Origin of the sequence: Escherichia sp. E14S1 (assembly GCF_004211995.1) — a bacterium.
In the GTDB taxonomy this organism is placed as follows: Bacteria; Pseudomonadota; Gammaproteobacteria; order Enterobacterales; family Enterobacteriaceae; genus Escherichia.
This window is the reverse complement of record NZ_RHJQ01000017.1, coordinates 68,339-89,491: the sequence shown is the minus strand read 5'-3', so window position 1 is coordinate 89,491 and position 21,153 is coordinate 68,339. Positions and strand designations below refer to the sequence as shown.

General features: G+C 45.3%; 17 protein-coding genes. 10 read left to right on the top strand and 7 right to left on the bottom strand.

Going from position 1 to position 21,153, the window contains the following annotated elements; genetic code table 11:
* Positions 1 to 89 precede the first annotated feature (89 nt).
* From fliE to D9734_RS18555, 8 genes are all read left to right on the top strand, one after another.
* A complete protein-coding gene (gene fliE / locus D9734_RS18590) occupies positions 90 to 425 on the top strand; it encodes a flagellar hook-basal body complex protein FliE (protein WP_130209615.1) in 336 nt (111 codons plus the stop codon).
* Between the two features lie 186 nt (positions 426 to 611).
* Positions 612 to 1,451 (top strand): CheR family methyltransferase, encoded by an 840-nt coding sequence (locus D9734_RS18585; RefSeq protein WP_130209613.1) that lies wholly within the window; start codon positions 612 to 614, stop codon positions 1,449 to 1,451.
* Between the two features lie 3 nt (positions 1,452 to 1,454).
* Positions 1,455 to 2,492: a chemotaxis response regulator protein-glutamate methylesterase gene (locus tag D9734_RS18580; RefSeq protein WP_130209611.1), complete on the top strand. Its 1,038-nt coding sequence runs from the start codon at positions 1,455 to 1,457 to the stop codon at positions 2,490 to 2,492.
* Between the two features lie 38 nt (positions 2,493 to 2,530).
* A complete protein-coding gene (gene cheY / locus D9734_RS18575) occupies positions 2,531 to 2,920 on the top strand; it encodes a chemotaxis response regulator CheY (protein WP_130209609.1) in 390 nt (129 codons plus the stop codon).
* Between the two features lie 2 nt (positions 2,921 to 2,922).
* Positions 2,923 to 3,564, top strand: coding sequence for a protein phosphatase CheZ (cheZ, locus tag D9734_RS18570; protein WP_130209607.1), 642 nt, complete (start codon positions 2,923 to 2,925; stop codon positions 3,562 to 3,564).
* A 73-nt stretch (positions 3,565 to 3,637) separates the two neighbouring features.
* Positions 3,638 to 4,786: a flagellar biosynthesis protein FlhB gene (gene flhB / locus D9734_RS18565; protein WP_130209605.1), complete on the top strand. Its 1,149-nt coding sequence runs from the start codon at positions 3,638 to 3,640 to the stop codon at positions 4,784 to 4,786.
* On the top strand, positions 4,779 to 6,875 hold the full coding sequence (gene flhA / locus D9734_RS18560; protein WP_130209603.1) for a flagellar biosynthesis protein FlhA: 2,097 nt from the start codon (positions 4,779 to 4,781) through the stop codon (positions 6,873 to 6,875). The genes flhB and flhA overlap by 8 nt, the downstream gene beginning before the upstream one ends.
* Positions 6,875 to 7,291: a flagellar protein FlhE gene (locus D9734_RS18555; protein ID WP_130209601.1), complete on the top strand. Its 417-nt coding sequence runs from the start codon at positions 6,875 to 6,877 to the stop codon at positions 7,289 to 7,291. The genes flhA and D9734_RS18555 overlap by 1 nt, the downstream gene beginning before the upstream one ends.
* A 62-nt stretch (positions 7,292 to 7,353) precedes the next feature.
* Here the strand turns inward: D9734_RS18555 and D9734_RS18550 are convergent, their stop codons facing one another.
* From D9734_RS18550 to D9734_RS18535, 4 genes are all read right to left on the bottom strand, one after another.
* On the bottom strand, positions 7,354 to 7,890 hold the full coding sequence (locus D9734_RS18550) for a winged helix-turn-helix domain-containing protein (RefSeq protein ID WP_165382798.1): 537 nt from the start codon (positions 7,888 to 7,890) through the stop codon (positions 7,354 to 7,356).
* 486 nt (positions 7,891 to 8,376) lie between these two features.
* Positions 8,377 to 9,717 (bottom strand): hypothetical protein, encoded by a 1,341-nt coding sequence (locus D9734_RS18545; RefSeq protein WP_130209597.1) that lies wholly within the window; start codon positions 9,715 to 9,717, stop codon positions 8,377 to 8,379.
* A 659-nt stretch (positions 9,718 to 10,376) separates the two neighbouring features.
* Positions 10,377 to 10,565 carry a hypothetical protein gene (locus tag D9734_RS18540; RefSeq protein ID WP_130209595.1) on the bottom strand — a complete coding sequence of 63 codons (189 nt, stop codon included), beginning with the start codon at positions 10,563 to 10,565 and terminating at the stop codon, positions 10,377 to 10,379.
* A gap of 567 nt (positions 10,566 to 11,132) precedes the next feature.
* Positions 11,133 to 12,253 (bottom strand): IS3 family transposase gene (locus D9734_RS18535; RefSeq protein WP_130209593.1). Its coding sequence is split into 2 segments (ribosomal slippage): positions 11,133 to 11,995 and positions 11,995 to 12,253, totalling 1,122 coding nucleotides; the frame shifts between segments, so codons are not numbered across the junction.
* 136 nt (positions 12,254 to 12,389) lie between these two features.
* Here D9734_RS18535 and D9734_RS18530 point away from each other — a divergent pair.
* Together D9734_RS18530 and D9734_RS18525 are read left to right on the top strand one after the other, a co-directional pair.
* On the top strand, positions 12,390 to 14,576 hold the full coding sequence (locus tag D9734_RS18530) for an inverse autotransporter beta domain-containing protein (protein ID WP_130209591.1): 2,187 nt from the start codon (positions 12,390 to 12,392) through the stop codon (positions 14,574 to 14,576).
* A 78-nt stretch (positions 14,577 to 14,654) separates the two neighbouring features.
* A complete protein-coding gene (locus tag D9734_RS18525) occupies positions 14,655 to 15,368 on the top strand; it encodes a ZirU family protein (protein WP_130209589.1) in 714 nt (237 codons plus the stop codon).
* 382 nt (positions 15,369 to 15,750) lie between these two features.
* On the opposite strand, the gene D9734_RS18520 is transcribed toward D9734_RS18525, so the two are convergent.
* The 3 genes from D9734_RS18520 to D9734_RS18510 all read right to left on the bottom strand — a co-directional run bounded on the left by D9734_RS18520 (position 15,751) and on the right by D9734_RS18510 (position 20,854).
* Positions 15,751 to 17,529 carry a hypothetical protein gene (locus tag D9734_RS18520; RefSeq protein ID WP_130209587.1) on the bottom strand — a complete coding sequence of 593 codons (1,779 nt, stop codon included), beginning with the start codon at positions 17,527 to 17,529 and terminating at the stop codon, positions 15,751 to 15,753.
* Positions 17,530 to 17,552: 23 nt separating this feature from the next.
* Positions 17,553 to 19,946: a hypothetical protein gene (locus tag D9734_RS18515; protein ID WP_130209585.1), complete on the bottom strand. Its 2,394-nt coding sequence runs from the start codon at positions 19,944 to 19,946 to the stop codon at positions 17,553 to 17,555.
* A gap of 305 nt (positions 19,947 to 20,251) precedes the next feature.
* Complete coding sequence (locus D9734_RS18510) at positions 20,252 to 20,854, bottom strand: hypothetical protein (RefSeq protein WP_130209583.1); 603 nt, start codon at positions 20,852 to 20,854, stop codon at positions 20,252 to 20,254.
* Between the last annotated feature and the right edge of the window lie 299 nt (positions 20,855 to 21,153).

Below are 21,153 nucleotides of genomic sequence, written 5' to 3'. Positions count from 1 at the left end.
CATGATAAAGTACGCCTAAATTAAACAGAGCTGATAAGACATCAGTATCAACTATCTGTTGTTAAGTGTCAGTAAGGTGAAATAACAATATGTCCCTAAATACAATCAATGGGGTAGTAAATCAGATCCAGCGTCAGGCAGGCCAGGTTTCTGCAATGCAGAATCAGCTTGCTCTGACAGAATCAAATGACACAGAAAATAAAACGCAATTTTCTGATGTGTTATTTAACAGCCTCAATAATATCAGCCAGCTCCAGAATCAGGCCAAACAAGGCTCTGAAGACTATCTGGCAGGCGTGCCGGGAGTTGGCTTAAATGATGTTATGGTTTCGATGCAGAAGTCATCTGTAGCACTTAACCTTGGTGTTCAGGTACGCAATAAAATGGTTAGCGCGTATCAGGACATCATGAATATGGGTGTCTGATTGTCGATTTTTCGTTTTAGTCACTCCGTTAATCCTGATTGTTATTTTCTGTTTTCCCGTATCACCTGATCACCGCCTGGCTGTGTTTATGAGCGGGTGATACGTATTGAAACCCCAATCATGTGTTGAAAATAACTCTCTATCCCCCGCTAAATGCGGAAACACTGAGAAATAAAATTCCGCAATATGGCTAATCACTCTGAATTCCCTGCGCAAACTCTGAACACTCTCACGGATAAAGATTTAGCACGTGTCAGCGAGCTAATTTACCGCCGTGCAGGTATTGTCCTGAATGGTCAAAAAAAAGATATGGTCTATAATCGTTTATCCCGCCGAATCACTCAGCTAGGGATAAACAGCTTCAGTGAGTATATGGCACTGCTTGAAAGCAGCTCTGATGCGCCGGAATGGCAGACATTTGTCAACTCGCTGACCACTAACCTGACCTCTTTTTTTCGTGAAGCGTACCATTTCCCTATTCTTGCAGAACATGCGCGGAGTCGGCGCGGTATGTATAACGTATGGTGCGCTGCCGCATCCACAGGCGAAGAACCACTGTCAATTGCGATGACGCTGGAAGAAACGCTGGGTCGTAGTATTACGGGGCCTCGCATACTGGCAACGGATATTGATACCGATGTTCTGCGTCATGCCAAAAAAGGAATTTATCAATTATCCGATTTGGCTAGTCTGAATGAAAAACAGAAAAAAGACTGGTTTCTGCGTGGAACAGGAAATCACGGTGATAAAGTAAAGGTAAAAAGGGAACTGTTGGCATCGATTCATTACCAACAGCTGAATCTCGTGGCCCCGCAGTGGGATATTCCTGCACCGTTTGATGCTATTTTCTGTCGCAATGTGATGATTTATTTTGACAGAAATACGCAGGATATTCTTATGCGCCGTTTTGCAGAAATACTGAAACCAGGTGGAATACTTTTTGCGGGTCATTCAGAACATTTTAATACTGCAAATAGTCATTTTCGCCTGCGCGGCCAATCTGTTTACTGCCTGGCAAAGGGGTAACAAATGAAAAAGATAAAAGTGTTGTGCGTGGACGATTCGGCGTTAATTCGCAATATCATGACGCGAATTGTTAATCAACAACCGGATATGGAAATGGTCGCCACGGCGCATGATCCCATCATGGCCCGTGATTTGATTAAACAACATAACCCGGATGTACTGACGCTGGACGTTGAAATGCCGCGCATGGATGGTCTGGATTTTCTTGAACGTTTAATGCGTCTGCGTCCAATGCCGGTATTAATGCTTTCTTCACTGACCAGCAAAGGCTCTGATATCACTATTGCAGCACTGGAACTGGGCGCCGTAGATTTTATTACTAAACCTCAGCAAGGACTTCAGGAAGGGATGGAAAAATACAGCGATATGATCGCTGACAAAATTCGTATCGCGGCAAGCGTGCGGAGTTTCCAGAAAAGAACAGTTCCTCCCGTTATTCGCGCCCCGCTTATTGGCAGTGAAAAAATTATTGCCATTGGCGCCTCTACCGGTGGTACGGAAGCATTAAGCCATGTCCTCTTGCCAATGCCGCCGACATGTCCGGGAATCGTCATCGCACAACATATGCCACCAGGGTTTACCCGTTCTTTTGCCCAGCGTCTGGATAAATCCTGCCTGCTGTCCGTAAAGGAAGCAGAGCATGATGACCGCGTACTACCCGGTCATGCTTATATCGCGCCAGGCGGCAGACATATGGAGTTAATACGTAGCGGGGCTAACTACCATATCAAACTTAGCGATACGCCGCCTGTTAACCGCCATCGTCCGTCGGTAGATACGCTGTTTGAATCCGTTGCCCGAGTCGCAGGACGAAATGCCGTCGGTGTGATCCTGACGGGTATGGGTAACGATGGTGCGAAAGGTCTGCTGGCGATGCGTAACGCAGGCGCCCGAACCCTCGCCCAGAGCGAACGTTCATGTGTGGTATTCGGTATGCCCCGTGAAGCAGTGGCTTTAGAGGCGGTAACAGAAGTCGCCGACCTCGATGATATGAGCCAACAAATTCTCAATAACATAACCGGGCAGTCTCGCCGTATTTAACAGCCTATTTCGTACTTAGAAATTTTTCAGGATATACCATGACAGATAAGAATTTACGTTTCCTCGTTGTTGATGACTTTGCCACCATGCGTCGCATTGTCCGCAATCTCCTTAAAGATCTCGGCTTCAACAATGTTGACGAAGCGGAGGATGGTCATGACGCGCTGACGCGTCTGAAAAAAGAACCATTCGATTTTGTCATTAGTGACTGGAACATGCCGAACATGGACGGTTTGCAGCTGTTGAATGAAATTCGCCAGGATAGTGCGCTTAAAGCGCTGCCTGTGCTGATGGTTACCGCAGAAGCGAAGAAGGAAAACATTATTGCCGCAGCGCAGGCCGGTGCCAGCGGTTATGTGGTTAAGCCTTTTACCGCAGCCACTCTTGAAGAAAAGCTGAACAAAATCTTTGAGAAGCTCGGGGGATAATCATGACCGCGTCTGCGCAACTGCCACCAAAGAATCACGATCCAGACGTCTTTACCCGTATTGGTAATATCACACGGATGCTAAGGGATAGTCTGGTCAGTCTTGGCCTTGAGCGAACCATCATGGATGCGGCTGAAGCGATCCCTGATGCCCGCGAACGTCTGAATTATGTGGCAAAGAAAACATCGCAGGCTGCGGAGCGTGTGCTGAACAGTGTGGAAGAAACAAGACCGATGCAGGACGCTATCTCCAGCGGAGCTGAACAGTTAACACAACGCTGGGATGCCTGGTTTGATGCGCCTGTTGAACTGCCGGAAGCCCGTGAACTGGTAAAAGATACCCGGCATTATCTGAAACAGGCGACCAGTCTGGCCGGTAAAACCAATAATCAACTCATGGAAATCATGATGGCGCAGGACTTTCAGGATCTGACCGGTCAGGTTATCCAGCGCATGATGACCATTATTGAAGTTGTCGAAAAAGAGTTGATTCGGGTACTCGTAGATAACATTCCTGAAGAGACTGTACCGACGAAAGAAGTCGCTAATTCATTAATTAATGGTCCACAAATCGATCAGACCCAGGCAGGTGTAATGACATCCCAGGGCCAGGTTGATGACCTTCTCCAGAGTCTCGGCTTTTAATCTATGTAATGTCATTTTCCTCTGATAACCAGAACTAACGCGGTTAGCAGAGGAACCAGACCCAGGCAGGTGTATGTCAGAAGAAAGCGATCAGGAAAAAACAGAAGAGCCCACAGCTCACCGAAAAGAAGAAGCGCGGAAAAAAGGGCAGATTCCTCGTTCCAGAGAACTCACCTCCCTGCTGATTCTGTTAGCAGGCTGGTCGCTGATGACGGGTAGCGGAGAAAACCTTGCCCGCACGTTATTACAGTTATTGCATTCCGGGTTAACCCTCAACAGACATCAAATTGAGGACCCGTTAAGCATGATTCACCAGCTTTACGACATGCTGGTAATGATGATTCAGGCATTGATGCCCTTTCTGCTTGGGCTGTTTGTAGTGGGGATTGCCTCGCCATTACTGATTGGTGGGCTTCACCTGGGCGGTGGCCTGAAAGTAGATTTAAAACGCTTAAATCCACTTTCAGGAATGAAACGGATGGTTTCAGGGCAAATGGTCGCTGAATTATTAAAAGGATGTCTGAAAGTTACTTTAGTAGGAACAGGCTGTACTTTGTATCTTACTAATAATAAAGAGCATTTCATCCAGTTAGTGAGTGCTCCACTGCCTGAAGCGATTGGCCGCGCGATGGACCTGATTCTGCACTGCCTGATGATGGTACTGCTGTGCATTATCCCGATGGTTGGCTATGACATTTTTAACCAGATCTTCAGCAACCTGAAAAAGCTGCGTATGACCCGCCAGGAAATACGCGATGAATTTAAGCAGCAGGAAGGCGATCCGCACATCAAGAACAGAATCAAGCAGATGCAGCGCGCTATCGCCAGAAGCCGCATGATGTCCGATGTGCCTGAGGCGGATGTGATTGTCAACAACCCAACGCACTACTCCGTCGCCCTGTCCTACAAAGAAAACAGTATGAGCGCACCAATCGTGCTGGCCAAAGGCGCAGGGGAAGTCGCGCTGCGCATCAGAGAGCTGGGGAAAGAACATAAGATCCCGATGCTGGAAGCGCCACCGCTGGCGCGTGCGCTTTACCGACACAGCGAGATTGGCAGACCGATCCCAACAGAACTTTATAGCGCGGTGGCAGAAGTGCTCGCGTGGGTCTACAGCCTGCGTCGCTGGCGCCACACCGGCGAAACCAAACCCGTACCACCCCGGAACCTTCCTGTACCGGAAAAACTGGATTTTAACCACGAGATGAATACCGATGTCTGATATCGCCACTAAATTACGTTTACCACAGTTGAAAGATACCCAGTGGCGAATACTGGCCGGCCCGGTGCTGATCATGATGATCCTCGCCATGATGGTCCTGCCGCTCCCGGCGTTTCTTCTGGACACCCTGTTTACGTTCAATATCGTCCTTTCATTGATGATCCTGCTCGTATCCATGTTCACCAAAAACACGCTGGAGTTCTCGGCATTCCCGACGGTCCTCCTGTTTGCCACCCTGCTTCGACTGGCGCTGAACATTGCTTCGACGCGTATCATCCTGATGGAAGGCCACACCGGCGCTGCAGCGGCGGGTCGCGTCGTGGAGGCGTTTGGTCATTTTCTGGTAGGCGGTAACTTTGCTATCGGCATCGTGGTGTTCGCGATTCTGATCATCATTAACTTTATGGTTATCACCAAAGGTGCCGGACGTATTGCCGAAGTGGGCGCTCGCTTCGTTCTCGACGGGATGCCAGGTAAGCAGATGGCCATTGACGCCGACCTTAACGCCGGTCTGATCGGTGAAGCCGAAGCCAAGCGCCGTCGTAACGAAGTGACCCAGGAATCCGACTTTTACGGCTCAATGGATGGTGCCAGTAAATTCGTGCGCGGCGATGCCATCGCGGGCCTGATGATTATGGCCATTAACATCATCGGCGGCCTCGCTATCGGTGTTCTGCAACACGGCATGGCGATCGGACAAGCAGGTGAAACGTATACCCTGTTAACCATTGGCGACGGTCTGGTTTCCCAGATCCCTGCCCTGATAATCTCCACCGCTGCCGGTGTTATTGTGACGCGCGTAGCGACCGAACAGGATGTCGGGGAGCAAATGGTGGGTCAGTTGTTCCACAATCCTCAGGTAATGCTGCTGGCGGCTGGCGTAATCGGTCTGCTTGGGTTGATCCCTGGTATGCCTAATCTGGTATTTCTGCTCTTTACCGCTGCACTGCTGGGGTTAGCCTGGTGGTTACGCGGTCGCCAGGAGAATAATCAGTCGGCCAGCAAAGAAGATAAAACGCGTGACGAAATCCACGCTGAAGCCGCTCACGCTACAGCCGAAGCCTCCTGGGCAGACGTACAGATTGAAGACGTACTGGGGCTGGAAGTGGGCTACCGTTTAATTCCGCTGGTTGATAGCGATCAAAACGGTCAGCTACTGACGCGTATCCGTGGCCTGCGTAAAAACTTTGCGCATGAAATGGGTTTTCTCCCGCCGTCTGTACACATCTGTGACAATCTGAGCCTTGAACCAGGCAGTTATCGTATCCTGCTGAAAGGCGTGGAAATTGGTCATGGCACGATTCACCCTGAACGCTGGATGGCAATTAACCCAGGCTGCGCCGAAGGTGATCTGGACGGAACACCGTGTAAAGACCCGGCATTTGGTTTCCCGGCATGGTGGATTGATGAAGTACAGCGTGAGCAGGCCCAGGTACAGGGCTATACCGTAGTAGACCCGGCCTCCGTCGTAGCAACGCACCTGAATCATCTGATTACCCAGCACACTGGCGAACTGTTTGGCCGCAATGAAGCCCAACTGCTGCTCGATCGCCTTGAAAAAGATATGCCGCGCCTGGTAGATGGTTTAATTCCTGGCGTGATCTCTTTAACGCTGTTCCATAAAGTGCTGCAAAATCTCCTGGTGGAACAAGTTTCTATCCGTGATATGCGCACAATTATCGATACGATGGCTGAATTTGCGCCAACAATCACCGACCCTGATGATTTAACCGCTCAAATCCGTAGCCGCCTCGGTCGGGCAATTACCCAACATTGGTTCCGTAATAATAAAGATATCGACGTGATTGGCCTCGACAGCAACCTTGAGAAGATTCTCCTGCAGGCAATCCAGAACAACAGCATCATTGAACCGGGTATTGCAGACAGCCTGATCCGCCAGACAGAACAGGCTATCCTTGAGCAAAACTCGCGTAATATTCCGCCGGTACTGCTTGTCGCGCCACCGCTCAGAACCATGCTTTCCCGTTTTCTGCGCCGGATTTACCCACAGCTGGTAGTGTTGTCTACGCAGGAGATTGCACATGACCGAATGTTACATATGTCGACCTGCATCGGCGGACAAAAATAATGAAAGCCATTAATACAGCATTTCTGCTGCTGGCGCTCCATTCGTCATTATGCCTGGCTTCCGCAGGAAGCTGGAGCCAGCAGAGCAGCGGTGGCACGCTGACTACAGGCGAAGAATTACTGGTTGGGCGTGTTCTTCACGCCCCCACCGTCGTACCACGTAACGCGCCCGTGAAATATATTACGTGGAAAATAAATCTTCTTACTCCACCGCCACAGGGACTGGAAATCAATTTATGCAGTACGACCTGGTGTCAGCCCCTGCCCGCTCTCGCCGGCCATTTAACACCAGTTCGTCATTTATCGGCAGGCGGCGTTTTTCACTTTATTTATAACGTGCGCTATAAAGGGCAGTTAATACCCTCCATGACGGTGGTGAGAAATCAATTAACAATAGGCTACGGCTCACAATCGTGAGGACTGGCTTTAACATGGCAAGTACCCACCGTCCAGTGCGTCGATGGGTATGAGAAGTCGAATTATTCTCTTAGCGGAAAATCACTATTAAGCGCAGAGATTAACTCTTTCAGAAAATCACATTGGCTACAGTTGCGGTTTGTTTTCGATGCTGCGTAATAGACCGCATCTGACGCCGCAAATTCATAACCGGCTAACGTGCGTTTTTCTGCCATTAACTGTACAGCGTGACAGGGTGTCTGATATCCACTGTTTTTTGTATGGGCATCTGATACTGTGGCGTTAACGTCTATGACGAATCTGTATCCTTTGCCGTAAACAGTTTCAATAAAGATATTTTCTTTATTCTGCCCAAGTGCATTACGAATACGGTAAATGCTTCGCGTCAGCGACTCGTCGCTAACCGCAGAAGACCAGACATCATTAATAATTTTATGTTTACTGACCACGCGTTTTGCATTCGCTAATAAAACCTTAAGCACGCCAGCTTCTTTAGGCGGCAGATAAACTTCTTCCGCTCCGCAACATAAAAAACCGTCGTTTGTAAAAGAGAAATCACCAAACTGGAAAGTAGTATAACGTTCCTGTGTATTAATCATATTCACCATAGCTCCCTTATGTGAATCACTGTGGCGAGAGATATCCCCACCGTTAGCTCTGTTCTGCGCTTTCACAACCGGGCTAAAATAGTGAACAGTAGTTCTTCGTGTGCCGGTTAGTGAATGCTGTTACACCTCACTTGCATCACTGAACTTTATGACAGGATTATCCAATTTTGATGTGATATTATTTTAAATCGCGAATTTAAGATGCAACTTGTTGTTTTAAAATGATTATTTATTTTTCGCGTAGCAACATATTACAGTTTAAGAAGTGAATTATGGATTCAAGAGATACGGTAGACGGCATTCTGCTTTCGCTACAGCATATGACATTAATGATAACGACTGAAATACGTGAGAGGGAAAAGAAGGGTCTGCAACACGATTCGGTTTAGTATTAACCGGAATGTTGATTTCATACTGACAGATTTTATTGAAAGAAGTGACCGCATGTGCGGTCACTAAAAAATAGAATAATAAATATTAACGGCATAAAACATCAGTTGGCGAAGGCACACTACCTGTTTGTTTCAATGGGGAGTCTGCGTATACCCCTTGTATTATATGAACCCAGCTATAGCGCCCAGTACCACCATATCGATAAGCACCGTCGAGCGTATTTGGCAAATAGGAAATCCCTGCCCAAAGCGCCCCTTCATGCAGTCCATCATAATCCCAATTAAACAGATCATTTCTTGCCAGCCCGTCGTTAGAACCTAACGCTTTTGCTTCCGCCGAATTTATACAAACATTTTCAATACCAGCATATGGTGATACGATTACATTAGAAAATTTAACATAGCTCATAAAACGAAATGATTGAGACATTTGTACAATGCCCGTCATAGTATCAGTAAATTTCATTGAGCCTTCCATACCGACACCTGGTTTATCAGTAATCTGAATTTCCGTATTTGTTGCATCTAATACGATTTTTTGTTCGCCGGCAGGGGTCACACCTTCAACTTTCCAACGATGACTATCCAGTTTTTTCCCATTTGCGCTTGCGAAACCCACGGTACTGTTAATCGGTAAATAAGCACCATGTGTAATAAGCCCAGACCAGTCTCTGGCTTTATTGCTTATTTTATCGTACAGCTCGACTATCGGTGTAACCTTGACTTTTATCCTGGGTAAGACCTCAACATTATTAACGGTTATCACAGATTCAGCCTCTTTATCCTCCGCAGCATCAACGACTTTATCCGGGTGCACAATAACGGTCGTTTGACCGCTACTATCCGTGGTCCCTGAGGTTGTTTTTGCAGAATATCCCGGCTTAATATCAACAATCGCATTACTGACAGGTTCGCCGAGGCTATTGATCAACGTCACGCTGCATTTAATATCGGTATCGGCCAGCCCAACACAATCTGGCAATGATGACTTTGTACTGCTGATTACGCTGTAGGTATCAACAGAACCTGAGGCAATCGCATCCCCCTCAAAGGGAATGGTATTATTACTGTCTGTTCGCGCTGTGACTTGCGCGCGTAGTACATGACCTTTATTTGTTGAAGAGGGTGTGTATTGGGTCGTGGTCTGTCCTGGAATATCCTCCCACTGCCCTGGGGACGTTTCCACCTGCCACTGATACGTCGTCCCTGATGGAGAAGTATCTTCAGTATCACCATCAGGATCGCTGAATTTAGGTTCCAGCGTTAATGTATCCCCTAGGGTAAGTTCAGGGGCAGCCACGGGTTTATGCCCAGTTATCACCAGTGTTTGATCTTTTGCCGTTGTCGCATAAACGGGTATTGAGGTCGTCAGAACTGTCCCGGCAAGCGTCGACAACACAAATAATTGCCGTGTATTAATATTCATTCGATACTCTTTTCATTGCACTACAGAAGAAGCTAGTGGCTCTGTTATTGCCCGGGATTCAGACTGAGAGAAAGATTGAACCAAGCTACAATAGAACTTTAGATAGCGCTGCTGCAACGTAGAAAAGGTATATGACATCTTTTGTAGCATAACAGTTTCAGATTATCCCGCGGGGCTCTTGATACTTTACCAGGCCTGATCAGGCACAAAATAAGTTACTACATTGTACAACAAGTGAGAATAAAGTTAATGCTGTGATATGAGTACATAAAGAAAGGCTAATCACGGTTTAGAGATTATCAGCAACAGTTCATGTATTCACATTACCAGGCATAAGAACAGCTCTTCAGTAATGACAGGAGTAATAGAATCCGGAGAGTGCAGAAAGTGAAAAGAAAATAATTTTAACAACCAGGACATTTATTAACGCAATAAAATTTCTACTGATAAAACAAGTTTTTATAAAATGGATATGTCAGCTTTCTTGGTTTAAATACCAGAAATAACCATTGAATACAATACTATGCAGATATCAATTTCAGACATAAAAGCTAAAAATGTACCACATGAAGCATTATCGCAATTATGTCTGTTCCATCGCCAGAAAGCGTATGATATGACAAATTCAGACATTTTGACTAACAAAAGGTGGAGTAACTCTATTTCATAACAGGATTTTTAAAATGAATATCTATGTCTGAAATTTCACCTATGTTTATTAAAATGTGCTTATCATCGTTACTCCTGATAGTCACTCTGGTCTGGACTCTCGTTTCGGCTCCGGCATGAAACGAGACGATTTGCTGAATCTCTTTCATCATATTCTCTAGTGCTTCATAATCGTTCATAGCATCACCTCACAGATTACTTATATTGTTTAATAAATTATCGGCAAAAAGAAGATTTGGATAAGTCGGAAGGTCGAGGCATACCTAACCGTGTAGACGTGTATCCACGGGATGGTTTAACTCTATAGCACAGGATTAATGCTGGCGCAGCAGACAATGTCTAAAGATTTAACGCACTTATCGATTACCAGGACAAATACACTTTTTCAAAATCATTGCAAATACTTTGCCTTTCATTTCAAAAAAATAAATCATAATTTTTATATCCCCTTCAACAGGGTCCAGTGGCTGTATGCTGATTTATAACTCGCTACAGTGCTAACAATCATCCTACTTGTTCATTAACCAAAATTACATCAATACAGGAATCACCCTCTCTTCATGGCGCTTATTCATAATTTAACTTAATGAATGCTGATTATAAGATAGTACATGCTTTTGCTTCATCAACATTTTTTCCTAAAGCAAAATTATTTTTAACATAAAAATGCCTTCATCTATAGAATATGTACAATACCAACAAAATAATTAGCCACGGTGACCTGCCCCCAGTATTAGATACAACCATCAGTTAGTAATGTCGGTTTGTTTACCTTCACATTTCCCATTCCGCCACCGTGCTGCAAACTCTGATGGCGTCTGATAATTCAGTGCTGAATGTGGACGACACTCGTTATAATCCTGCCGCCAGTCATTAATGATTTTCCTGGCGTGAACGATATCGCTGAACCAGTGCTCATTCAGACATTCATCGCGAAATCGTCCGTTAAAGCTCTCAATAAATCCGTTCTGCGTTGGCTTGCCCGGCTGGATTAAGCGTAACTCAACACCATGCTCAAAGGCCCATTGATCCAGTGCGCGGCAGGTGAACTCCGGCCCCTGGTCAGTTCTTATTGTCGCCGGATAGCCTCGAAACAGTGCAATGCTGTCCAGAATACGCGTGACCTGAACGCCTGAAATCCCGAATGCGATGGTGATTGTCAGGCACTCCTTCGTGAAGTCGTCCACACAGGTCAGGCACTTGATCCTGCGACCGGTGGCGAGCGCGTCCATGACAAAATCCATCGACCAGGTCAGGTTGGGCGCCGCCGGGCGGAGCAGCGGCAGACGTTCTGTTGCCAGCCCTTTACGACGTCGTCTGCGTTTTACGCCCAGCCCGCTCAGATGATAAAGGCGGTACACGCGCTTGTGATTAACATGAAGGCCTTCACGGCGCAGTAACTGCCAGACGCGACGGTAGCCAAAACGCCTGCGCTCCAGTGCCAGCTCAGTGATGCGCCCTGATAAATGCGCATCAGCCGCCGGACGCTGAGCCTCATAGCGGCAGGTCGACAGGGACAAACCTGTAAGCCTGCAGGCACGACGTTGCGACAGACCGGTCGCATCACACATAAACTCAACGGCTTCCCGCTTCTGGTCTGTCGTCAGTACTTTCGCCCCAGAGCCACCTGAAGTGCCTCCTTATCCAGCATGGCTTCAGCAAGCAGCTTCTTGAGTCTTGCGTTCTCTTCCTCAAGCGACTTCAGGCGCTTAACCTCGGACACCTCCATACCGCCATACTTCTTACGCCAGGTATAAAAGGTGGCATCGGAAATGGCGTGCTTACGGCAGAGCTCACGGGCAGAAACCCCTGCTTCAGCTTCGCGGAGGATACTGATGATCTGTTCGTCGGAAAAACGCTTCTTCATGGGGATGTCCTCATGTGGCTTATGAAGACATTACTAACATCGCGGTGTATTAATCAACGGGGAGCAGGTCAACGGTTTTGTTCTTAAAAGTATAACGGTCGTGATCGGTTCGATTTGCCAGGTTATATCGCCTGCTATGGCCAGTGCGGATGCCGCTTTGCTCGCCGAGCAAAAAGCCACGCCTTATGAAACGCAACGAGATAGCTCACGTACGGATACAGAAGCGGAAGATCGTGATCAGGAAAATGCTCAATTAACTCAGTTAGCCGCTTTCGCGTCTCAGGCTGGAGGAGTGCTTTCTGGTCATACGGATAGCAACATGGCAAAAGCGATGGCCAAAGGCTTTGTGCTGGGTAAGGCAAATCAAAGCGCCGCTGAATGGCTGCAACATTACGGAACAGCACAAATAGAAATCAACGCCGACGATAACTTATCGCTAAAAGATTCCTCTTTTATATTGCTTCATCCGTGGTACGACGTGCCGAACAATCTGCTGTTTTCTCAAAGCGGCGTCCACCGTGTGGACGGGCGGGGCATTGTGAACCAAGGCATTGGTTATCGCCACTTCAACCAGCAAACGATGTATGGCCTCAATACCTTTATCGATTACGATTTATCTGGTGATCATGCCCGGGCGGGGATTGGCGCCGAATACTGGCGTAATTTTGTTAAATTTTCCGCTAATGGCTACATCGGGCTAACCGGATGGAAAGCATCTCCGAATGTTGAAGATTATGAAGAACGGCCTGCCAATGGTTGGGATTTACGTCTGGAAGGATACCTTCCCGCTCTCCCGCAACTGGGGACAAGGCTAACGTATGAGCAGTATTTCGGTCGGGAGGTCGCGCTGTTTGGTAAAGAAAACCGGCAGAAAAACCCCCGGGTTCTTACTGTCGGCGTGAATTTCACTCCATTTCCGTTGCTGACATTAAGCGCGGAACATCGCACTGGCGAGAGTGGAAAACATGACACTCAGCTAAAAGCGGATGTGAACTGGCGCATCGGCACCCCACTCCGTCAGCAATTAAATACGGATGCCGTAGAAGGCATTCGTACCCTGAATGGCAGCCGCTATGACCTTGTTAATCGTAATAACGACATCGTTCTTGAGTATCGCAAACAAACCGTTATCAAATTACACCTCCCGGGGCGAGTAACAGGAAAATCAAAACAGGTCATTCCGTTGTTGCCTGATGTGCAGGCAAAACATGGTTTGAAAGATATTGAATGGGATGACGCATCATTTTTAGCCGCGGGCGGTAAGTTGATCGGTCAGGGAGCCCACTGGCAGATGGTGTTGCCGGAATGGAAAGATGGCGCGATCAATGCATGGGGAATCTCCGCTATTGCGCATGATACCCGTGGTAATGCATCGCAACCCGCCGAAATGCAGGTTGTTCTTACGCCACCGATAATAAGTAAGAAATATTCCAGTCTTAGCATCGCCGTGGCGCATCTGCTGGCAGATACAAAAACACAAACCACGTTGACAATTGCTCTACTGGATAATGAGAAAAAACCGATAAGCGGCAAAGCAGAGCAGATAATTCTCAATGGTGCATTTACTCCAATCAACTCGCTGGTAGACGGTATGGCTTTGGCGAAAGGAACCGTCACTTTAAAGCCTCAGGCTCCGGTATTGCCGCAACTGGGAAAACTCAAAGAGTCTGGTAATGGAATTTACACAACAACGGTAACTGCCGGTGAAAGTGCTGGAAAATTTACTATTACTGCAAGCCTGGAAGATACAACGCTGGCATCTGCTGACATCATTTTTACAGATACATCAGCCGCACTTGAGCAAAGTACGCTTACTGCTGACAAGATAACGTTTTCTGTCGGAAGCACGGAAAAGTCGACTCTGGCCCTTACCTTGCAAGACAGCAAGGGCCAGCCAATTAGCAACGAAAAAGAACGCATAACATTCTTTATTGCTGACAGTACTGTAGATACATCGAAATATTCCTTCGATACCGTTCAGGAAAGCAACCCTGGACACTACACCACAACATTTAGTGGTCTTCTGGAAAATCCAAAGTTACCTGTTGGCGTCAAAATTAATGGCAAAGATACCGGCAAACGCCTGATCTTTAATCTGACAACAGTTTCTGTCGCAACGGTTACTGGTGTGCCTGTAGTGGGAAATACGCTGACAGCAACAATGCCTTGTAGCACAGACTGCAATGCGTTGACTTACCAATGGCAGAGAGAAGATCAAGCAGGTAGTAATAATTATGTCGATATTCCGGGTGCCACAGAGATGACATATGTTCCTTCCACCGCCGATCAAAAGCGAAAAGTGCGGGTACAAATTATCAAATGACTTATTACTGAGCCAGAAAGTCATCGTTATCCCATATCTGTATTGTGTATTTGTTAATAAATAGTAAGACAAGAGAATATGAAACTAAGCTTAAAAAAAAAGACTGCCGCCAGCATTACAATGGGCTTCTTACTCAGTATGAGTGTTAATGCCGTCGCAGCAATAATCACCTCTTCCGCAACGATGTCCATTACAGGACATGAGCCAACCCTGACTGCAGGTGAGATTACTTTTGAGGATAAAAATGCAAATGGCATTCTTGACCACGGCGATGTCGTAAAAATCGATCCCGCTCATGACTTTGCATTTGCCGATGTTGATGGAGATAAACCCGATACAACGACTCCCCGACTCTATAGCTGGAAGATTGGTTCTACTGAAGTGGCGGTGACCGAAACTTACACTATTCAGGACAAAGATTTAGGACAGACAATTACACTATTTGTTACTCCACAAACTGACAAAAATATTACTGAGCCATTCCAGGGCAAACCTGTTCAGGCTACGGTAAACGGAACAGCGGGTGGACTACCGATTTCTGGAAGCGACGATGTCATTAAAGTGGTAATTAGCGGCGGTACCGGTGTTTCTGGCGCACCTATCGTTAATGACACTCTGACAGCTACACCAACCTGTACAAAAGCGTGCGGTGTATTGAACTACCAGTGGCAGGTCGAGGACTCCGTCAATAGCGGTAAATATATCGATATAACAGGGGCAACAAACAGTACTTGGAAAGTCACTGAAGAGACTCAGAAACGAAAAGTTCAGGTGGTTGTATCCAATCCTTGATACTTCTGTTTTTCTTCCCAAATAAAGGGAATAAAGAACAGTAGTAATGTGCTATTTTTAATAGTCAGAAAACCGCCACACTAATTATAACGGCGGTTTTCTGAAAAACTTAAACTAATCCCCTATGTAGATAAAAATAACAATCAACAAACAGACCTGTAAATCAACAGCCTATTTTTTTGTTATATTTATCGCCTGTACGGTGCATGCAGAATTACCACATTTATCCCAGTGAGGATGCACAACATAAGCACACCCTGCCAATGAAGATAATATGCCACCTATGATTAATAATTTATAATTTGACATATTAATACCAAAATATTATTGCAATAGAATATAAACATGGATGCCAGCGTTATTGCTGGTATCCATGTTTGACTTACATTACTGTATCGATATTAAGAATTAGCGTAGAAGACACAGCTTCAGCGTTCCCTTCAGTCTCATACCAGATAATTAACTTACTACTGGTTGTACCAAAAGGATCGCTGTTGCAATTACAAAGGTCTTCATACATAACCTCGACCTGGAGGTAACCTAGTGTAACATCTGCTGGCATAATTTCGTAGGAGTGAAGCAACCGACTGGGTAAATTTGAATAAACATAATTATCATCATCGTAATACGATAATTCAATTTTAGTATTAATAACATCTCCCGCAGTAAGGTTTCCAGCAACCGGAATACGATAGTACATATGTTCACCAGGCAGGCCATTCCCAATACGATGCTTATTAATGATCCCTCCTGATACCATTTCCGTTCCACTAACATCAATAAAGGTTGGTGATTTTAACGTTCCTTTTTTCGGCGGCGTCACTGGAATTGCCTTCGTGACAATAAGTCTTTTATGTTCAGAAATCCCTACGTTGCCGCTATGTTCAGCAACAATGTATGAAATCCTGTTTTTGGCTTTATTTACGTTATCCTGTACCATTAACTCTGTAGTATCGAATTCAAAGGGATAAATCGTTTTCTGCGGTTTTGAAGGAACCTCATAACGCCCCAAAAAAGTTCGATCACCAATAACAGCTGTTCCCATAAGATCAACATAAGTTGGCTCATTAAACACAAGAATGGTATCGTTTATAAAACCGCCATAATCAGGTTTAGATTCGGCATCTTCCAGAGATTTGAAATGCAAATTCACTTTCTGTTGATCTTCATCAAGAATATCACCGTCAGTATTTTCAAAGTACATTGAATATCCCATGTACTCTGGCGTAATGCCTTCAATAAACAGACCTTTAGAGTCAGAAGTATCAATATCCGGGGAACCTGAACTTACTGTCATTACCAGGAAACCGGCATCTTTAGCACAGGGGTAAATACGGAACTTTGCCACGCCAGTTTTCGATGCTGAATCATTTTTAAGGTTAATAACAAAACCATCAAGTTTACTCGAGGTTAAATTACTAACATAATGATATTGCATGTCAGGATATGCTTTGCCCCCCCCCTGATTAGTATCAGACATCATAAAAAATACGTTTTCGAATACCGCCTGCGCCATACTTACAGGTCGCAGATACAGTTGGATATCCTGATGTGTTTCATCGCCAGGATATTTCGTCAAATTACGTTTATACGTTATCGTACCAGTAATATAGGTGACACCAGACAGATTTGAATAACTATCATTAAGAGTTTCCGGGGCATTCAAATCAATAATCTGAGTGTCATCAAAAGAGATAGTAATCTCATCATCGAGATCAGTATTTGACTCCAGTACATAATATTGGCAGTGACATGTTACTGGCGCAGCTGCTCCCAGGGCTTGTACAGTCAATGTCAAGTCGATCGCTTTATCGCCCAGAGCAATATTGTTAGGTACATTGAACGAATACTTGTACATATAAACTTTGCTACCGTCAGTATCCGTAAATTCTCCCTCACCTTGTGGTTTTGGTAAAATATTTTTACTCGCCACATCCATTTTTATTGCGCTAGGATCCATGGCAATTTCCGCGTTCTGGTATTTATAATAAAATTCCAGATAAATAATCTGCCCTCGCACTATCCCTTTCTGAGAAGGGAAGCTGCATGTTAATACCCCTGGAGTGAGGGCGTTAACATGAGAAGTCACCGGATGAGCATCTCTGAGATATTTCTCAGATTTAAACTTCTCTATAGATTTAATTTTTCGCATATTTAACATGACATCACCTTTAACTTTATTAATTACATTGTTATATCAATGAATACTTCGCGCAGATAAGAGAATTCCTGCTTATTCTGGCAATAGTATTCCACTCTCAGCGTGCTCTGATCCACGCCCTGCGGCGGCATATCGCAGCCCGCCAGATCGTCTATGGAAATAACATCCGTCAGATAGCCCCGATTTATATCGGCATCTGTTACGGTATGGGGCTGATTTAATTTTAACAGCGGATTACTGTTTTCCATTTCCTGCGTCTGCTTATTCCACGCGTGCAGATATGCCGTGGCCATTATCTGATCGCCCGCCACCAGGTGTTTTTGCCCGCCGGATAACGGAATACGATATTCCAGCCCCTGATAGCCGATTTCATTGCGCCCGAGCAGCACATCATCTTCATCAATAACCGCGCCGTCTTTACAGACAAATTCCGGTGCACGATAGGTCCGCTTCACCCCGTCCGGTGCGGCAGGCTGGTCCTGCGGAATTTCAAATTTGATTTCCTGCAGACGGAGATAATTCACCCCTTTGTGCAGATAGGCATTTTCGACAAGACAGGCATGGATGTAATAAGTCTTTCCGGCCTCGAAATTAGATTCGGTAAAATACAGGGCGATATCGGGTGCGCCACCACTGGCTTTAAGCGGGATCTGCGTTTTTCCCAGTAACGTCAGTGGCGTGTAGTGGTTCTTTTTCTGTATCTCTTTTCCGGCAAACAGATACACCGCGCCGCCGAGCAGGTCGTGCTCCTTCACCGCCTCCCAGTTAGAAAGCAGCGGAAATGTCGCCAGGCCATAGCTGTCATCACCGGGGCGCGCCTGAGGGTTCTGCCCTTCTGCCACGCTGACAGCTGGCGCCGTCGCAGCCTCCCAGGCACTGTTGATAAAAAAGTTCGCGGTGTTGACCATCGTCCCGACGCCATAAATCCCGGCGCTGAACGCGGTAAGCAGCGTGCGGTTTTCCCGGGGCTGCACGTTAATGACAGCGCTCCCCAAGTCGTCCAGCATGACGTAAAAATAATCCCCACTGGTTCTGTCTGCCGCACAGGGGACAATTTCACTGAACGAGGCGTCGCTGATGATGGCATCTTCAGTAATGCGGGTCACGAGGGGATAAAAACAGGCCTGGGTGTTTCTGAGTCCCGGCACGGTCAGTCGCCAGGTCATGGTGGGACGAGAAGATAATGGTCGCGTGCTGTCATTGCTGTAATCAATTAATGCAGACGTATCGGCGACAAAAGTGACGTCAACATCAATATCGGCATCCCAGGCTACATTCCAGGTCACGGTTTCAGAGGCAAGCGGAATGCCGCTATTGTCCAGGCAGCAGGAAACCGTCCACGACAATTGGTCACCTTTCTTCAGGCTGTCATTCACAGTCAGTAAGCAGCCGCCATATAAGGTATTGCCGTCCTGCCACCAGGAGATATCAGGAGGATAAAAATTCCCCCGGTTTAATTTAAATGGACATTCGGTTCCGGAAAAACTTTCACCGGTTTTCAGTTGATACTGGAAAGTGGCATAAACCGTCTGCCCGGGAAAGATATTACTGTTATTTTGCGGGCTGATTATAATTTCGGATTTGGGTTGAGAATTAGCCTCCCGACAACGTAACGGTGCAGATAAAAAACCAGATGTATTAGCTCCATAAGCCCAGACAGCTCGATTATTAATTTCACTCTCAGTAAATGGCATTTTAGCTCGATTATTTTCATCTACCGAAACCCCGACCAGATCTTTTGCCTCATGTATGTAAATAGCATCTTCACGAAACCCAAAATACACTTTTTTACTTAACTGTGGGTATTCAAGATCATAAACTGATGGATAGTAAATTACTGTATCAGTGATATCTCTATAGTTACCTGTGGAATTAGTTACCACTGGATAATCATACAGCGGTGAAAGATTTAGTGGTTCGAAAGTGTCATCAATATTCATTACGGCTCGAATATCAACATCATCAACAATAAAAACCAATTCAACGACTGCATAAGTATATGGTCCAACTGTATTTCGTTTAGTTTGGCTGTTCCCTTTTTTTATCAGACAAGGGAGCAAGCCAGCGAGATACTCACCATTGCTGTCAATGTTTACATTAGTCCAGACACTAACCTCAGGATTACTTTGCTTCAAATCTCCAGAGTAGTTTATTACTGGTTCAAAACCGTTATAATCAGAGACTGTATGAAATGTAATAGCATCTACACATAGCTTTATTTGTTTTCCAGAAACAGGATTACCATATTTATCAGTTACCTTCAAAAGATAATAAATATGATATTTTTCGATATCCCCAAGATACCCAAGGTCAGCACTGTCGAAGTATAAGCCTCCTCTATAAACACCTTTACGCATGCTTAATGTGACTGTTAACCCATCATGCGTGGTTTTTTTTTCATATACTGTTGAAGTCATATCAAAACCTTGATCCTTTGCTCTCTGATTAGATTCAACAAGATTAATAAAAATCAAAATAAATAAAAAACCATAAAACAGTTATAATAAACAGTAATAAGTATTACAGGCTATCGTTTAAATTAATCATTAAAATATAATTGAAAACACCCACATATAAACTGGTTAGAAATGGTGCTTTAAAGGGGAATAATTTTGATTGGAATAATGGCAGTAAAATAATATAAAACATAGTATCAGCCGTGCATATGCATAATGCTATGGATTTAATCCTGAAGAGAGTGTTGATATAAAAAAACTAAATTCTAATAATAATATATATCCACATATGCTTTAGCCGAAATATCTCTGGGGTTTCCGCTGTTATCTCTGATTTTCCATAACGTGGTATAGTTTTTTGTATTCGTCGTCTGACCATTTTTAAACTGCATAACATCATTCATAGTAAAACCGGTTTGCGGATCATCGCCGGGATCGGCAACACTGCCAGGATAAGGAACATATTCACCCAGTAACGAACAATCAGTAGAACAATTAAATTTACTAAATCGCACAGAATAGCCCAGTTCAGTATCCATCGAAGGGGTTGCCCCAGAACAATTAACCCCAACATCAATGCTCATCTGTTTTGACTCACTATTCGGTTTTATAATCCCCATATCTATAGTGTTTTGAGGAGTAATAAGATAACAGTAAACAGAACCAGTATCTTGTGGTACGGTCTTATTATTGATTGCGACATAACCATCCAATTCCCATGCGTCTGGCTGGCCCTGATAATCACTAAATAACCCGGCAACGTATAATCCAGGCTTCACTATTTGGTTGGAATTATTAAAAAATATCTGACATAAAATTTGTCCTGCTCCTGCATTAAACAAATATCCCAAAGGGTAATAAGAGCTCATATCTGTTCCTGTAGGGGACAACACTTTTCCCAATGGTGAAGGAGGCGTGTTCAGAAGTCCGTTACAGCTCACGGAAATATCGACAGTAATGGAACTCCCAATGGACAGTGCAAATTTTCGATTATTTTGTGTTTGGTAACTACAGCGAACACCAAGCGCAACAGGAAAAACAGCACCTTGTGTATGACTTATGCCAGTAATTTCGCATTGCGCCTGGCTGCCATCAGAGACAGATGTTGCTAAGAATGATGCTGCGTGGGAACAAGAACAGACCATAAGGAACAGCAGGAACATAAATC

Excerpts from the sequence above, each read along its gene's own strand:
- fliE (WP_130209615.1), top strand. The coding sequence starts at position 90 with ATGTCCCTAAATACAATCAATGGGGTAGTAAATCAGATCCAGCGTCAG.
- D9734_RS18585 (WP_130209613.1), top strand. The coding sequence starts at position 612 with ATGGCTAATCACTCTGAATTCCCTGCGCAAACTCTGAACACTCTCACG.
- D9734_RS18580 (WP_130209611.1), top strand. The coding sequence starts at position 1,455 with ATGAAAAAGATAAAAGTGTTGTGCGTGGACGATTCGGCGTTAATTCGC.
- cheY (WP_130209609.1), top strand. The coding sequence starts at position 2,531 with ATGACAGATAAGAATTTACGTTTCCTCGTTGTTGATGACTTTGCCACC.
- cheZ (WP_130209607.1), top strand. The coding sequence starts at position 2,923 with ATGACCGCGTCTGCGCAACTGCCACCAAAGAATCACGATCCAGACGTC.
- flhB (WP_130209605.1), top strand. The coding sequence starts at position 3,638 with ATGTCAGAAGAAAGCGATCAGGAAAAAACAGAAGAGCCCACAGCTCAC.
- flhA (WP_130209603.1), top strand. The coding sequence starts at position 4,779 with ATGTCTGATATCGCCACTAAATTACGTTTACCACAGTTGAAAGATACC.
- D9734_RS18555 (WP_130209601.1), top strand. The coding sequence starts at position 6,875 with ATGAAAGCCATTAATACAGCATTTCTGCTGCTGGCGCTCCATTCGTCA.
- D9734_RS18550 (WP_165382798.1), bottom strand. The coding sequence starts at position 7,890 with ATGATTAATACACAGGAACGTTATACTACTTTCCAGTTTGGTGATTTC.
- D9734_RS18545 (WP_130209597.1), bottom strand. The coding sequence starts at position 9,717 with ATGAATATTAATACACGGCAATTATTTGTGTTGTCGACGCTTGCCGGG.
- D9734_RS18540 (WP_130209595.1), bottom strand. The coding sequence starts at position 10,565 with ATGAACGATTATGAAGCACTAGAGAATATGATGAAAGAGATTCAGCAA.
- D9734_RS18530 (WP_130209591.1), top strand. The coding sequence starts at position 12,390 with ATGGCCAGTGCGGATGCCGCTTTGCTCGCCGAGCAAAAAGCCACGCCT.
- D9734_RS18525 (WP_130209589.1), top strand. The coding sequence starts at position 14,655 with ATGAAACTAAGCTTAAAAAAAAAGACTGCCGCCAGCATTACAATGGGC.
- D9734_RS18520 (WP_130209587.1), bottom strand. The coding sequence starts at position 17,529 with ATGTTAAATATGCGAAAAATTAAATCTATAGAGAAGTTTAAATCTGAG.
- D9734_RS18515 (WP_130209585.1), bottom strand. The coding sequence starts at position 19,946 with ATGACTTCAACAGTATATGAAAAAAAAACCACGCATGATGGGTTAACA.
- D9734_RS18510 (WP_130209583.1), bottom strand. The coding sequence starts at position 20,854 with ATGAGCTCTTATTACCCTTTGGGATATTTGTTTAATGCAGGAGCAGGA.